The organism is Streptomyces zhaozhouensis, from assembly GCF_900230195.1.
Lineage (GTDB): Bacteria > Actinomycetota > Actinomycetes > Streptomycetales > Streptomycetaceae > Streptomyces > Streptomyces zhaozhouensis.
In genome coordinates this window covers 169,002-183,433 of the sequence record NZ_OCNE01000001.1, presented here as the reverse complement: position 1 = coordinate 183,433, position 14,432 = coordinate 169,002, and the positions used below count along the sequence as shown (strand labels likewise).

The 14,432-nt window shown below is 72.2% G+C and carries 10 protein-coding genes and 1 tRNA gene; 8 read left to right on the top strand and 3 right to left on the bottom strand.

The window, feature by feature from the left end; translation table 11 throughout:
- Positions 1-14 precede the first annotated feature (14 nt).
- Positions 15-97 (bottom strand) — tRNA-Leu (locus CRP51_RS00890).
- Positions 98-199: 102 nt separating this feature from the next.
- Between CRP51_RS00890 and CRP51_RS00885 the strand changes: the two genes are divergently transcribed.
- The 6 genes from CRP51_RS00885 to CRP51_RS00860 all read left to right on the top strand — a co-directional run bounded on the left by CRP51_RS00885 (position 200) and on the right by CRP51_RS00860 (position 6,696).
- Positions 200-883 (top strand): ANTAR domain-containing response regulator, encoded by a 684-nt coding sequence (locus CRP51_RS00885; protein ID WP_097228956.1) that lies wholly within the window; start codon positions 200-202, stop codon positions 881-883.
- A gap of 376 nt (positions 884-1,259) precedes the next feature.
- Complete coding sequence (locus CRP51_RS00880) at positions 1,260-2,408, top strand: branched-chain amino acid ABC transporter substrate-binding protein (protein WP_342748992.1); 1,149 nt, start codon at positions 1,260-1,262, stop codon at positions 2,406-2,408.
- Between the two features lie 94 nt (positions 2,409-2,502).
- On the top strand, positions 2,503-3,426 hold the full coding sequence (locus CRP51_RS00875) for a branched-chain amino acid ABC transporter permease (protein WP_097228954.1): 924 nt from the start codon (positions 2,503-2,505) through the stop codon (positions 3,424-3,426).
- Complete coding sequence (locus tag CRP51_RS00870; RefSeq protein ID WP_097228953.1) at positions 3,423-4,859, top strand: branched-chain amino acid ABC transporter permease; 1,437 nt, start codon at positions 3,423-3,425, stop codon at positions 4,857-4,859. The genes CRP51_RS00875 and CRP51_RS00870 overlap by 4 nt, the downstream gene beginning before the upstream one ends.
- Positions 4,856-5,923, top strand: coding sequence for an ABC transporter ATP-binding protein (locus tag CRP51_RS00865; RefSeq protein WP_097228952.1), 1,068 nt, complete (start codon positions 4,856-4,858; stop codon positions 5,921-5,923). The genes CRP51_RS00870 and CRP51_RS00865 overlap by 4 nt, the downstream gene beginning before the upstream one ends.
- A gap of 8 nt (positions 5,924-5,931) precedes the next feature.
- Positions 5,932-6,696: an ABC transporter ATP-binding protein gene (locus CRP51_RS00860; RefSeq protein ID WP_097229401.1), complete on the top strand. Its 765-nt coding sequence runs from the start codon at positions 5,932-5,934 to the stop codon at positions 6,694-6,696.
- Between the two features lie 115 nt (positions 6,697-6,811).
- Here CRP51_RS00860 and CRP51_RS00855 read toward each other — a convergent pair whose 3' ends face one another.
- Both CRP51_RS00855 and CRP51_RS00850 read right to left on the bottom strand, forming a co-directional pair.
- Positions 6,812-7,336 carry a PaaI family thioesterase gene (locus tag CRP51_RS00855; protein ID WP_097228951.1) on the bottom strand — a complete coding sequence of 175 codons (525 nt, stop codon included), beginning with the start codon at positions 7,334-7,336 and terminating at the stop codon, positions 6,812-6,814.
- Positions 7,337-7,356: 20 nt separating this feature from the next.
- Positions 7,357-9,639 carry an FdhF/YdeP family oxidoreductase gene (locus CRP51_RS00850; RefSeq protein WP_097228950.1) on the bottom strand — a complete coding sequence of 761 codons (2,283 nt, stop codon included), beginning with the start codon at positions 9,637-9,639 and terminating at the stop codon, positions 7,357-7,359.
- A gap of 173 nt (positions 9,640-9,812) precedes the next feature.
- Between CRP51_RS00850 and polA the strand changes: the two genes are divergently transcribed.
- Both polA and CRP51_RS30085 read left to right on the top strand, forming a co-directional pair.
- Positions 9,813-12,515, top strand: coding sequence for a DNA polymerase I (gene polA, locus CRP51_RS00845; RefSeq protein WP_170970384.1), 2,703 nt, complete (start codon positions 9,813-9,815; stop codon positions 12,513-12,515).
- Between the two features lie 129 nt (positions 12,516-12,644).
- Positions 12,645-14,147: a lytic transglycosylase domain-containing protein gene (locus tag CRP51_RS30085; protein ID WP_342748991.1), complete on the top strand. Its 1,503-nt coding sequence runs from the start codon at positions 12,645-12,647 to the stop codon at positions 14,145-14,147.
- Positions 14,148-14,432 lie beyond the last annotated feature (285 nt).

Below are 14,432 nucleotides of genomic sequence, written 5' to 3'. Positions count from 1 at the left end.
GGGGGAAGTGGGGGTGCCGGGTGCGGGATTCGAACCCGCAAGCCCTCTCGGGCAGAGGTGTTTGAGACCTCCGTGTATGCCATTCCACCAACCCGGCCGGCGCCACGGAAGTCTACCGGCTTCCGGCGGGTGCCGGCGACCGACCGGTGACTGGGTAGGCTCGGGGGTGGCCCCAGCTGGCGGAGAACCGAGGAGCAACGTGAGCACCCCCGACGCCCCTGACGAGCGCGACACCCCGGCCGGTCTCCCCGACGCGTCCGTCGCCGAGGACAGCGCCCACGTGCCGCCGCAGACCACCCGTGTGGTGATCGCCGAGGACGAGGCGCTGATCCGCCTCGACCTGAAGGAGATGCTGGAGGAGGAGGGCTACACGGTCGTCGGGGAGGCCGGGGACGGGCAGCGGGCCGTGGAACTGGCCCGCGAGCTGAACCCCGACCTGGTCATCCTGGACGTGAAGATGCCGGTGATGGACGGCATCTCGGCCGCGGAGAAGATCGCCGCCGACTCCATCGCCCCCGTGCTGATGCTGACCGCGTTCTCGCAGCGCGACCTCGTGGAGCGGGCCAGGGACGCGGGCGCGATGGCCTACCTGGTCAAGCCGTTCAGCAAGAGCGACGTGGTCCCGGCGATCGAGATCGCCGTCTCCCGCTTCCAGCAGCTGAGCAGCCTCGCCGGCGAGGTGGCCGACCTGACGCAGCGGCTGGAGACCCGCAAGCTGGTGGACCGCGCCAAGAGCGTGCTCCAGACCGAGTACGGGCTCAGCGAGCCGGCCGCGTTCCGCTGGATCCAGAAGACCTCGATGGACCGCAGGCTCTCCATGCGGCAGGTCGCCGAGGCCGTGATCGAGGACGCCGAGGAGAAGCGGCAGAAGCCGCAGAAGTGAGCGGGCGGCCGCCCACCGCCCGTTAACTCCCCGTTAATTCCTGCCCGGCCTGCCCCGGGGCGTGCTCCCGCCGTTCCGCGCCGGCGCGTCCCCCGGCGCGAGGGTGCTCCGAGACGCGCCCCCACGAGGCGGGGGCGGCGCCCGCCCCCGGACGGGTGTGCACAACGTCCGCACACCGGACCCTTATGTTCTGTTTCCGGCATGTGCCGGAGGTCACAGGCCGATCACATCTGTCGCCGCGCAGTGTTCGCGCAGCTCGCGGGGCAATAGATTCCGCTGCACGCCGCACCAGAGGGCGTGGTGCATGGACGTCGTGCGGTGCCGACATGGCTGGGCTCGTTCCAGGGGGTTTTTCCTAGTGCTCAACAAATCCATCGTGCGACTGGCGATACCGGTGGCCGCCGGTGCGCTTCTCCTCACCGCCTGCGGAAGCGACGACGACGGTGACGGCGGTGGCGGCACCACCTACAAGATCGCCTTCCAGGGCCCGCTCTCCGGTCAGAACGTCGCGCTCGGCGAGAACATGGAGAACGGCATCGAGCTGGCCATCAGCGAGGCCAACAGCAGCGGCGACTTCGACTTCACCATCGAGTACCTCGCGGCCGACGACCAGGGCGCCGAGGGCCAGGCGACCGCCGCTGCCCAGTCCGCCATCGACGACCAGGACGTGATGGCCGTCGTCGGCCCCGCGTTCTCCGGCCCCACCTTCGTGGCCGCCCCGCTCTACGGCCAGGCCGGTCTCGCCACCGTCTCCTCGTCGGCGACCAACCCGACCATCACCGAGGAGGGTTTCCCGACCTTCCTGCGCGCCGTGCCCAACGACAACGCCCAGGGCGGCGCGATGGCCAGGTACCTGGCGGCCCAGGACGGCGTCGACTCCGTCATGGTCATCGACGACGTCACCCCGTACGGCGAGGGCCTGGCCGACGTGGCGATGGAGGAGCTGGAGGCGGCCGGCCTCCAGGCCCAGCGCGAGAGCGTCCCCGCCGACACCGTCGACTACGGCGGCGCGGCGCGCACCGTCACCTCCTCGGGCGTGGACGCGCTCATCTACGCGGGTTACTACGAGGCGTTGGCCCCGTTCGCCACCCGCCTGGCCGAGAGCGGCTTCGACGGCATCGGCATCTCGGGCGACGGTTCCAACGACGACGAGTTCATCAACCTGGCCGGCGGCGCCGCCGAGGGCTGGTTCCTGACCTGCCCGTGCACGGACGCCAGCGCCGAGGACGCGACGCAGGACTTCGCCGACCGCTACCAGGAGGAGATGGGCGAGGCGCCGGGCACCTACTCGGCGGAGAGCTACGACGTCACCAACATGATCATCCAGGCGATCGCCGACCTCAACGGCGACGTGAACCGCCAGTCGGTCTACGAGGCGTTGGCCGGCGGTGAGTACGAGGGGCTGACCAAGACCTTCTCCTTCACCGACACCGGTGAGTTCGAGAACGAGTCGATCTTCCTCTACCAGGTCGAGGAGGGCGTCCGCGGCTACGTGGGCAACATCGACGAGCTGATCGGCGGCTGACACGCCGTGAGGGCGACGACGGGGCGGCCGTGATCGGCCGCCCCGTCTGCCTCAGACCACCCTCCGCTGCCTGTCCACAAGGAAAGTTCCGTCCATGTCCCTTTCCGATAGCTGGGACGTACTCGTCCTCGGCTTGGTGCTCGGCTCCCTGTACGCCGTCATCGCCATCGGCTACACGCTCGTCTACGGCGTGTTGCAGCTGTTGAACTTCGCGCACAGCGAGGTCTTCATGGCCGGTGGTTTCGGCGGCGTGATCGCGCTCACGATCTTCGAGCCGGCCGTCGACCCCTCCGGTATGCAGTCCGTCGTCTACGTGCTTCTCGGCATAGCCGCGGGAGCCGTCCTGGGCGGTGTGATCGCCTTCGGACTTGAGAAAGCGGCGTACCGGCCGCTGCGGAGACGAAACGCGCCACGCCTGGTCTTCCTGATCACGGCGATCGGCGCGTCCTTCTTTCTCTACAACCTGGCGGGCAAGCTCTTCGGGCGCTATCCGATCGCCATGCCGAGCATGTACGAGAACAAGACGGTCTTCACGCTCTTCGGCACCAGCGTCAGCGTGACGCAGCTGCTGATCGTCGGCGCCGCCCTGGTGATGCTGGTGGCCGTCGACGTCATCGTGAACCGCACCAAACTGGGGTCCGGCATCCGGGCGGTGGCCCAGGACCCGGAGGTCGCCGCGCTGATGGGCGTCGACATCGACAAGGTCGTCTCCCGCACCTTCGTGCTGGGCGGCCTCCTCGGCGGCGTCGCCGGCTTCCTCTTCGGCACCAACCTCCAGGTCGAGTACACGATGGGCTTCCTGCCCGGCATCACCGCGTTCGCCGCGGCCGTGCTCGGCGGGATCGGCAACGTCCGGGGCGCGGTCCTCGGCGGACTGCTGCTCGGCGTGGTCGAGGCGTTCACGGTGGAGATCTGGAGCGACGCCTGGCGCTATGTGGGCGCCTTCGCCGTGCTGGTCCTGGTGCTGATGTTCCGGCCGACCGGCCTGCTGGGCGAGCGTGTGGGGAGGACGGCATGACCGCCGGAGTGACGGCGGGGAAGACCCCGTCAGCGGCCAGGCTGCGCAAGCAGTCCTGGTACCAGCAGCCGCGCTACAGGCGGCTCTTCGCCATGGTGATCACAGCGGTCGTGATGGCCCAGGTCACCGGCGTGCAGGGCGCGCGCAACGACCTCTTCTACGCGCTGGAGGAGAACTTCACCGGCACCGGCATCTGGATCTGGCTGGGCATCTTCCTGGCGATCTGGGCCGTCCGGGAGTTCCTCCACGGCTGGCTGCGCGGATTCGTGGACCGCTTCAAGGAGCTGGCGGCCGCGCCCTCCGACGCGGCGGCGCGGAAGGACCCGCCCCCGTCCGGGGTTCCCGGGCTGGTGCGGCGCGCGGCCGACGGGTCGCGGGCCGTGCGGGGGCTCTTCCGCACCCACCGCGGCTACCAGCTGGGCGGGATGGCGGCGCTGCTCGGCCTGCTGATCCTGCTGCCGTTGATGGTCAGCACCTTCTGGCAGCAGGTGATGGTCGACCAGATCGGCATGTTCCTGCTGATCGCGATCGGCCTGAACGTGGTGGTCGGCTGGGCCGGCATGTTGGACCTCGGCTTCATCGCGTTCTTCGCCATCGGCGCCTACAGCGCGGCGTTCTGGACCGGCGGGCTGCCGGTCGAGCCGCCGGTCGAGCTGAACAACTTCCTGGTGATCCCCGTCGCGGTGCTCACCTGCCTGATCGCCGGCGTGCTGCTGGGCGCGCCGACGCTCCGGCTGCGCGGCGACTACCTGGCCATCGTCACCCTGGGCTTCCACGAGATCGTCTATCTGACGGCCAAGAACTGGACCGAGTTCACCGGGGGCACCCGGGGCGCCTCCTCCGACCGGTTCTCGATCGACCTGGGCTTCTGGTCCTACGAGTGGGGGCTGGACCCGGCGCCCTACTACTGGCTGCAACTCGCCTTCATCGTCGGCGTGCTGTTCCTCTTCCTGCGGCTGGAGCACTCCCGGGTCGGGCGTGCCTGGACCGCCATCCGGGAGGACGAGGTGGCGGCCGCCTCCACCGGCGTGGACACCGTCCGCTTCAAGCTGCTGGCGTTCGCCATCGGCGCCTCCACCTCCGGCATCGCCGGCGTGATCTACGCCAGCAAGCTCGGCTTCATCAACTCCGAGATGTTCCTGGTGCTGCTGTCGGTGCTGGCGCTGTCGTACGTGGTCTTCGGCGGGATGGGCTCCATCCCCGGGGTGCTGCTGGGCACCGCCATCCTCGTGTGGCTGCCGGAGTACCTGCGGGACAGCGTCGACCCCCAGGACCGCTACATGTACCTGGGCGGTCTGCTGGTGGTCATGATGATCTACCGTCCGCAGGGCCTGTGGCCCTCGCGGCGCAGGCAGCGTGAGCTGCGGATGTCCCAGGAGGGCACCGGCGCGGCCGACGCCCTGGGCGCGCAGCCGGGAGGTGCGCAGGCATGACGACCGAGACCACTGGGCAGAACGACGCACGGACTGCCGCGTCCGGCGACGACGTGCTGCACGCGACCGGGGTGACGCTCCGCTTCGGCGGCCTCACCAGCCTCGACGCGGTGGAACTCCGTGTCGGCCGGGGCGAGATCCTGGCCGTGATCGGGCCGAACGGGGCGGGCAAGACCTCCCTGTTCAACTCGCTGACCGGCGCGTACCACCCGCAGGAGGGCCGGATCAGCTTCCGGCCGAGGGCCGGCGGCGAGCACGAGCTGCGGGGCCGCAAGCCCCACAAGGTCAGCCGGCTCGGCGTGGCCAGGACGTTCCAGAACATCCGGCTCTTCGGCGCGTTGACGGTGCTGGAGAACGTCAAGATCGCGGTGGAGACCCGGCAGAAGACCGACCCCGTCTCGATCATGCTGGGGCTGCCCAACGCCCGCAGGGACGAACGGGAGAGCGACGCGAGGGCGCACGAGGTCCTCTCGTTCGTCGGACTGGAGCACCGGATCAACGAGCTGGCCTCCGCGCTGAGCTACGGCGAGCAGCGGCGGCTGGAGATCGCGCGGGCCCTGGGCACCCGTCCCGAGCTGCTGCTCCTGGACGAGCCCGCGGCGGGCACCAACCCGACCGAGAAGCGGGACCTGGAGCGGCTGATCCGGCGGATCAACACCGAACTCGACGTCAGCGTCCTGCTGATCGAGCACGACATGCGGCTGGTGATGTCGGTCGCCGACCGCGTCGCGGTGCTCAACTTCGGCAAGAAGATCGCCGAGGGCAGCCCCGCCCAGGTCCAGCAGGACCCGGCCGTGGTGGAGGCGTATCTCGGCGTCTCGACGGGCGACGAGGAGTCCGAGGCCGTGGCCGAGCTGGTCGCGGAGCAGGCGGAGCACGCGGAGGCCGCCCGGCAGGCGGAGGCCGAAACGGCGGACGCCGAGGCCGAGAGCGCCGCCGGCGCCGGGGGCGAGACCGGCGCCGGGGCGGAGGCCGGGGAGAGCAGCGAGACCAGCGAGACCAGCGGCGGGGGCGACCGGCCAGAACGGTCCTCCGGCGCCGCGCGCGAGGAGGACCGAGGGTGAGCACGGACCTGGAGAAGGACGCGCGTCCGGGCGCGGGGGACGGCGCCGCCGACGGCCCGACCCCGTTGCTGGAACTGCGCGACCTGCACGTCTACTACGGCGCGATCGGCGCGCTCAAAGGCGTCAGCCTCACCGTCCCCGAGGGCCAGGTGGTGGCCCTGCTCGGCGCCAACGGCGCGGGCAAGTCCACCACGCTCAAGGCGGCCTCCGGCATGTTGCAGCCGCGCTCCGGCGAGGTGCTGCTGCGCGGCGAGCGTGTCGACGGCATCAAGTCGCACGAACTGGTGCGCTTCGGGATCGGTCATGTCCCCGAGGGACGCCGGGTGTTCGCCCGGATGACCGTGCTGGAGAACCTGAAGATGGGGGCCTACCGGCTGCGTCGGCCCGACCCGGCCGACCTGGAGCGCGTCTTCACGCTCTTCCCCCGGCTGGCCGACCGGCGCAAGCAGGTCGCGGGCACGCTCTCCGGCGGCGAGCAGCAGATGCTGGCCATCGGCCGCGCCCTGATGGGCAAGCCGGAGCTGCTGCTGCTCGACGAACCCTCCATGGGGCTGGCGCCGCTGATCGTCCAGCAGATCTTCGAGATCCTCAAGGAGATCAACGAGCAGGGCACCACCCTGCTGCTGGTCGAGCAGAACGCCTCCCAGGCGCTCCAACTGGCCGACTACGGCTATGTGCTGGAGACCGGCGCCGTCGTCATGTCGGACCGCGCGCCGGCGCTGCTCTCCGACCCCCGGGTGCGCGCCGCCTACCTGGGCGAGGCCGTGGAGTAGACGGCCGACCCACGAGCGGCGCGCGGGCGGTGGCCGGGACGGCCGCCGCCCGCCGCCGTCCTCCGCCCGCCGGCCCGACCGGCCTCGCGCGCCGGCCCGCACCCGCGGGCCGCTGTCACTCCCGCCCGCCGCCCGTCTCGCCCTCCGAGGGGGCGGAACCCGCCTCCGCCGGCGCCGCGTTCTGCTGGGCGGCCGGGCGCAGCGCGCAGGTCAGCCGCGCCGTGCAGACGCGCTTGCCGCGGTCGTCGGTGATCACCACCTCGTAGGTGGCCGAGGTGCGGCCCGCGTGCGCCGGGGTCGCCACGCCCGTGATCGTCCCGGTGCGCACCGGGCGGTGATGGGTGCAGCTGAGGTCGACGCCCATCGCGATCTTGTGCGGCCCGCCGTGCAGCATCGCGCCCACCGAGCCGAGCGTCTCGGCGAGCACCGCGGAAGCGCCGCCGTGCAGCAGGCCGTACGGCTGGGTGTTCCCCTCCACCGGCAGCGTGCCCACGACCCGCTCGGGCCCGGCCTCGTGGACCACGAGGCCCATGCGGGATCCCAGGTCGCCGGCGGAGAAGAGCGCCGGCAGGTCGATGCCGAGCCCCGACCACTCGTCGATGACGTGGGGGGAGAACAGAGTGTCACTGGTTTCGCCCATGGGCGCCGTTCTATCAGCTCTCACTGACAGCGCGTCCCGGGGGTGAGGCGGATCACCACGGACTTGCTGACGGGCGTGTTGCTGGTCTCCGCCGTCGCGTCCAACGGCACCAGGACGTTGGTCTCCGGGTAGTACGCGGCGGCGCAGCCCGGCGCGGTCGGGTAGACGACCAGCCGGAAGCCGGGCGCCACCCGCTCCGTCCCGTCCGTCCACTCGCTGGTCAGGTCGACGAAGTCGCCGTCCGACAGCCCCCGTTCGGCGGCGTCCCCGGGATTGACCAGCACCACCCGGCGCCCGCCCGTGATCCCCCGGTAGCGGTCGTCGAGCCCGTAGACGGTGGTGTTGTACTGGTCGTGCGAGCGCAACGTCTGCAGCAGCAGCCTGCCCTCCGGCACCCTCGGGTAGGTCACGGGCCCGGCCGAGAAGTGGGCCAGCCCCGTGGCGGTGGGGAAGCGCCGCTCGTCGCGCGGGGCGTGCGGCAGGGTGAAGCCGCCCGGCCTCCCCACCCTCGTCTCGAAGTCCTCGAAGCCCGGCACCACCCGCGCGATACGGGCCCGGACGGCGGCGTAGTCGGCCTCGAACTCCTCCCACGGCGTGGCGCTGTCCGGGCCCAGCACCCGGCGGGCCAGCCGGCAGACGATCGCCGGCTCGGAGAGCAGCCGCTCGGAGGCGGGCCGCAGCCGGCCCCGCGAGGCGTGCACCTGCCCCATCGAGTCCTCCACGGTCACGAACTGCTCGCCGCCCGCTTGCACGTCGCGCTCCGTGCGCCCCAACGTCGGCAGGATCAGCGCCCGCGCCCCGGTCACGCAGTGCGAACGGTTCAGCTTGGTGGAGACGTGCACCGTCAACCTGGCGCGCCGCATCGCCCGTTCGGTGACCTCCGTGTCCGGGCTGGCGGCCACGAAGTTGCCGCCCATCGCGAAGAACACCTTCGCCCGCCCGTCGCGCAGCGCGCGGATCGCGTTGACCACGTCGTGACCGTGGTGGCGCGGCGGCTCGAAGCCGAACTCGTCGCGCAGCGCGTCCAGAAACGCCTCGCCGGGCCGCTCCACGATGCCCATCGTCCGGTCGCCCTGCACGTTGCTGTGCCCCCGCACCGGGCAGACGCCCGCGCCCGGACGACCGATGTTGCCCCGCAGCAGCAGGTAGTTGACCACTTCCTTGATGGTGGCGACCGCGTGCTGATGCTGGGTGAGTCCCATCGCCCAGCACACCACCACGCTGTCGGCCGCCAGCGTCATCTCCAGCGCCCGCTCGATCTCCTCCCGAGCCAGCCCGGTGGCCGCCAGCGTCTCCTCCCAGCCCGTCGCCAGCGCCGCCTCGGCCAGCTCCGCGTAGCCGTGGGTGTGCGCCTCGACGAACGCCCGGTCCACGGCGTCCCGTTCGACGATCAGCCGGTTCAGCATCCGGAAGAGCGCCTGGTCGCCGCCCAGCCGCACCTGGAGGAACAGGTCGGTCAACGCCGTGCCGCCGCCGACCAGCCCGCGCGGCGTCTGCGGGTTCCTGAACCGTTCGAGCCCGGCCTCCGGCAGCGGGTTGACGGTGATGATCCGCGCGCCCCGCGCCTTGGCCCGCTCCAGCGCCGACAGCATCCTCGGGTGGTTGGTCCCCGGGTTCTGCCCGGCGACCACGATCAGGTCGGCCCGGTAGAGATCCTCCAGAAGCACACTGCCCTTGCCCACGCCCAGCGTCTCCGTCAGCGCGGAACCCGAGGACTCGTGGCAGAGGTTGGAGCAGTCCGGCAGGTTGTTGGTGCCGAACTCCCGGGCGAGCAGCTGGTAGAGGAACGCCGCCTCGTTGCTGGTGCGCCCCGAGGTGTAGAAGACGGCCTCGTCCGGCGAGTCCAGCGCGGTCAGCTCCTCGGCGACCAGGTCGAACGCCTCGTCCCAGCCGATCGGCCGGTAGTGGGTCGCGCCCTCCGCCAGATACATCGGCTCGGTCAGCCTGCCCTGCTGCCCCAGCCAGTAGCCGGAGCGCCCGGACAGCTCCTCCAGCGCGTGCTCGGCGAAGAACGCCGGCGTGACCCGGCGCAGCGTCGCCTCCTCGGCGACGGCCTTCGCCCCGTTCTCGCAGAACTCGGCTCGGTGCGGCTTGTCCGGCTCGGGCCAGGCGCAGCCGGGGCAGTCGAAGCCGTCCCGCTGGTTGACGCGCAGCAGCGTCAACGCGGTGCGACGCGCCCCCATCTGCCGCTGGGCCATCCGCAGGCTGTGCCCGACGGCCGGCAGCCCGGCCGCCGCGTGCTGCGGCGCGCCGACGTCGGGGGCGTCCTGGACCGGGTCATCGGCGGGCGGCCTCGCTGCCATCGCTGCTTCCACCTCGGTTCTGCTGGGGTCGACTTCGCTGGTCCGATCCGCCCGCCGTGCCCGGCGGGCGCGACGCCCGGCCGGGCCGGCGCCGCGGGCGTCGACGACCGTCGTCCGCCCGATCGTCGCACGGCCGGAGAGGACTGTCAGTGGTCCGTGGCAGGATCGACGACGTGGTTGAGAACGCATCGCAGAGCACCCAGACGCCCCGCCTGCTCCTGTTGGACGGGCATTCCCTGGCCTACCGCGCCTTCTTCGCCCTCCCGGCGGAGAACTTCACTACGGCCGTCGGCCAGCCGACCAACGCGATCTACGGGTTCGCCTCGATGCTCGCCAACACCCTGCGTGACGAGGCGCCCACGCATCTCGCCGTCGCCTTCGACGTGTCGCGGAAGACCTGGCGCTCCGAGCGGTACGCGGAGTACAAGGCCACCCGCTCCGCGACGCCCGACGAGTTCAAGGGCCAGGTCGAGCTGATCGGCGAGCTGCTGGACGCGATGCGGGTGCGCCGCTTCGCCGTGGACGGCTTCGAGGCGGACGACGTGATCGCCACCCTCGCCACCCAGGCGGCGGGGGAGGGGTTCCAGGTCTCGATCGTCACGGGCGACCGGGACGCGTTCCAGCTGGTCACCGAGCAGGTCACCGTTCTCTACCCGACCAAGGGCGTCTCCGAGCTGACCCGCTTCACGCCGGCGAAGGTCCTGGAGAAGTACGGCCTGCCGCCCGCCCGTTACCCGGACTTCGCCGCGCTGCGCGGCGACCCCTCGGACAACCTCCCGGGCATCCCCGGCGTCGGTGAGAAGACGGCGGCCAAGTGGATCAACCAGTTCGGCTCGCTCGACGACCTGGTGGCCCGCGCCGACGAGGTGAAGGGCAAGGCGGGCCAGGCCTTCCGCGACCACGTCGAGTCGGTCAAGCTCAACCGCGTCCTCACCGAGCTGGACCGCGAGGTCGAGTTGGGCTGCCTCCCGGCCGAGCTGGCCCGCGAGCCGTTCGACACGGCGGCGGTCACCGGCCTGCTGGAGGCCCTGGAGTTCCGCAACGCCAACCTCCGCGACCGGCTCTTCGCCGTGGACCCGGGCGCCGCCGAGAGCGAGGTCTCCGTCGCCGAGGGCGTGGAGATCGAGGGCGAGCTGCTGGCCGAGGGGGCGCTCGCGCCCTGGCTCGAGGCCAGGGCCGGCGCCCCGCTCGGCGTGGCGACGCGCGACAGCTGGCAGTTGGGCGCCGGCTCCGTCGCGGCCGTCGCGCTGGCGGCGGCCGACGGGCCGGCCGCCTGGTTCGAGCCGTCGGCGCTGGGCGCGGCGGACGAAACGGCCTTCGCCGCCTGGCTCGCCGACGCCGAGCGGCCCAAGGTGCTGCACGGCGCCAAGGAGATCTTCCGGGTCTTCGCCGAGCACGGCTGGCGCGTGGAGGGCGTCACCATGGACACCGCGCTCGCCGCCTACCTGGTCCAGCCGGGCCGGCGCTCCTTCGCGCTGGACGGCCTGAGCGTCGAGTTCCTCGGCCGCGAGCTGGCCAGGCCCGCCGAGGACAACGGCCAGTTGGCCTTCGGCGCCGACGACGCGGCGGAGGCCGAGACCCTGATGCGGGAGGCCCGCACGATCCTCGACCTGGGGGAGCTGTTCGTCGGCCGGCTCGCCGAGGTCGGCGCCGCGGAGCTGCTGACCGACCTCGAGCTGCCGGTCTCCGCCCTGCTCGCCAGGATGGAGCGCGCCGGCATCGCGGCCGACCGGCCCCGGCTGGTGGCGCTGGAGGAGGGCTTCGCGGTCGCCGTCCACCAGGCGGTGCGGGAGGCCCACGCCTCCGTCGGCCACGAGTTCAACCTGGGCTCGCCCAAGCAGCTCCAGGAGGTCTTCTTCGGCGAGCTCGGCCTGCCCAAGACCAAGAAGACCAAGACCGGCTACACGACCGACGCCGACGCCCTGCTCTGGCTCGCCGGCCAGACCGAGCACGAGCTGCCGGTGATCATGCTGCGCCACCGCGAGCAGGCCAGGCTGCGGACGACCGTCGAGGGCCTGGTCAAGACGATCGCCGCCGACGGCCGCATCCACACCACCTTCCAGCAGACGGTGGCCGCCACCGGCCGGCTCTCCTCGACCGAGCCCAACCTCCAGAACATCCCGGTCCGCACCGACGAGGGGCGCGCCATCCGCGGCGGCTTCGTCGTCGGCGAGGGGTACGAGACGCTGCTCACCGCCGACTACAGCCAGATCGAGCTCCGCGTGATGGCTCACCTCTCCGAGGACGAGGGCCTGATCGAGGCGTTCACCTCCGGCGAGGACCTGCACACCACCGTCGCCTCCCAGGTCTTCTCGGTGGAGAAGGACGCCGTGGACGCCGAGATGCGCCGCAAGATCAAGGCGATGAGCTACGGCCTGGCCTACGGTCTCTCCGCGTTCGGCCTCTCCCAGCAGTTGGCGATCGCCCCCGACGAGGCGCGCAAGCTGATGGACACCTACTTCGAGCGCTTCGGCGGCGTGCGGGACTATCTGCACCGGGTGGTGGAGGAGGCGCGGATCGTCGGGTACACCCAGACGCTGATGGGCCGCCGCCGCTATCTCCCGGACCTCGGCAGCACCAACCGTCAACGCCGCGAGATGGCCGAGCGGATGGCGCTCAACGCCCCGATCCAGGGCACCGCCGCCGACATCGTCAAGGTCGCCATGCTCCGCGTCGACCAGGCCCTGGCCCGGGAGGGGTCGCGCAGCCGGATGCTGCTCCAGGTGCACGACGAGATCGTGCTGGAGGTCGCGCCAGGGGAGCGGGAGCGCGTGGAGGAGCTGGTGCGGCGCGAGATGGCCGGGGCGGTCCAGTTGCGCGCCCCCCTCGACGTCTCGGTCGGCGCCGGCGTGAGCTGGGAGGCCGCCGCGCACTGAGCGCCCCCGCGCCGCGCACACGTTCGCCACATCGTCACACCACCCCCTCCCGCTGTTCCCGTCCCGGGAACCAACCGTGGTCTAGCGTCGTCGGTCACGGAGGGAGTGCGTCAACGAGGGGAAGCAGGCGTGGGGTTGCGCATCAGCAGGATTCGCAGGGGTGTCTCGGGGTCGGCGGTCGCCGCCGCCGCGATGGCGGCCCTGACCGCCTCTCAGGCGTCCGACGTCCTCGGCCGGGACAGCGAGCCGCCGCAGCGGCCAGAACGGTCCTCGGCCGAGGAGCCGCCGCCCGAGAGCCGGGGGCCGGTCGAGCTCCCGTACCACACCGACCTTCCGCCCCTGGACGGCGTCGAGCCCGGCGAGGACGTCGAGGAGGGGCAGGGCGGCGGCGGCCGGCTCTCCGACGAGGCCGGCATCCCGGCCACCGTGCTCGACGCCTACCGGCAGGCGGCGGCCCGGGTGGCGGAGACCGACCCGGGGTGCCGCCTCGACTGGGAGGTGCTGGCGGCGATAGGCAAGGTCGAGTCGGGTCATGCCAGGGGCGGCGACGTCACCGCCGACGGCACCACGGTCAACCCGATCCTCGGCCCCGTGCTCAACGGCGACGGTTTCGCGAACATCCCCGACACCGACGGCGGCGCCCACGACGGTGACGCGCGCTACGACCGCGCCGTCGGCCCGATGCAGTTCATCCCCTCGACCTGGGCGCGCTGGGGCGCGGACGGCAACGGCGACGGCGCCTCCGACCCGAACAACGTCTACGACGCGGCCCTCGCGGCGGGCAACTACCTCTGTGCCAACGACCGGGACCTGTCGGACTCCGACGACCTCGACCAGGCGCTTTTGAGCTACAACCGCTCCTGGGACTACGTCCGCACGGTCCGCTCGTGGCTGGACTTCTACCGGGAGGGCACCCAGGAGGTGCCCGACGGCGAGGGCCGCCTCCCCGGCTCGCCCGGTCCGGGGAACCCGGACGCCGCCGACCGCCCCGGACTCCGCCCGGACCGCGACGACCCCCGCCCGCAGCGCCCCGACCGGGACGAGCACACCGGCTCCCGCCCGCCGGCCGAGTCCGACGGCGAGGTCCGCCCGACGGACCCGGACGACGACGAGCCCGAGCAGCCGGAGCAGCCGGAGCAGCCGGAAGAGCCCGGCGACCCGGAAGAGCCGGGTGACCCGGACGAGCCCGGGGATCCGGACGAGCCGGGTGACCCGGACGAGCCTGAGGACCCCGAGGACCCGGACGAGCCTGGCGAGCCCCAGTGCCCCGAGGACCCCGAGGACCCGGAGGACCCGGAGGACCCCGAGGCTCCCGGCCAGCCGGGGGAGGGCGACCAGGACGGGGCACCGGAGGCCCCGGAGGATCCCGAGGACCCGCAGGATCCGGAGCGGCCCGGCGAGGGCGACGGTGACGAGGGCGGGGACGGCGAAGAGGGCGACGACGCCGACGAGGGTGACGACGCGGAGGACGGGGACCAGGGCGGGGAGTGCCCCGACCCGGAGGACCCGGAGGACCCCGAGAACCCGGACGACCCCGGGCAGCCCGGTGACGGCGGGGAGGAGACCGAGGACGGGACCGGCGGCACGCCGGGCGACGAGGCTCCCGCCGCGGCCACGCGGCGAACGGCCTGAGGCGTTGGGCACCGTCGGGCCGCCGCGTCCCACACGGCGCGGCGGCCGGGGGCGGGTGCCGGACGGTCGCGAACCGCCGGGCAAATGCGCCGGGTTTGGCCCCATAGCGCCCCTCGTGGGGCGAACCGCGCATTGACCCTGATCGGATGCCCCCGTATGCTATAAGACGCGCTGCGGACTTGTGCGCCTCGGACGGAGCAGGTCGCGCTCGCATCCGCTGTATGTCCTCTCGGTCGGCGAGGCGTGTTTCGGGTCCCTCGGGACCGGGAGCCGCGCTTCTCGGGC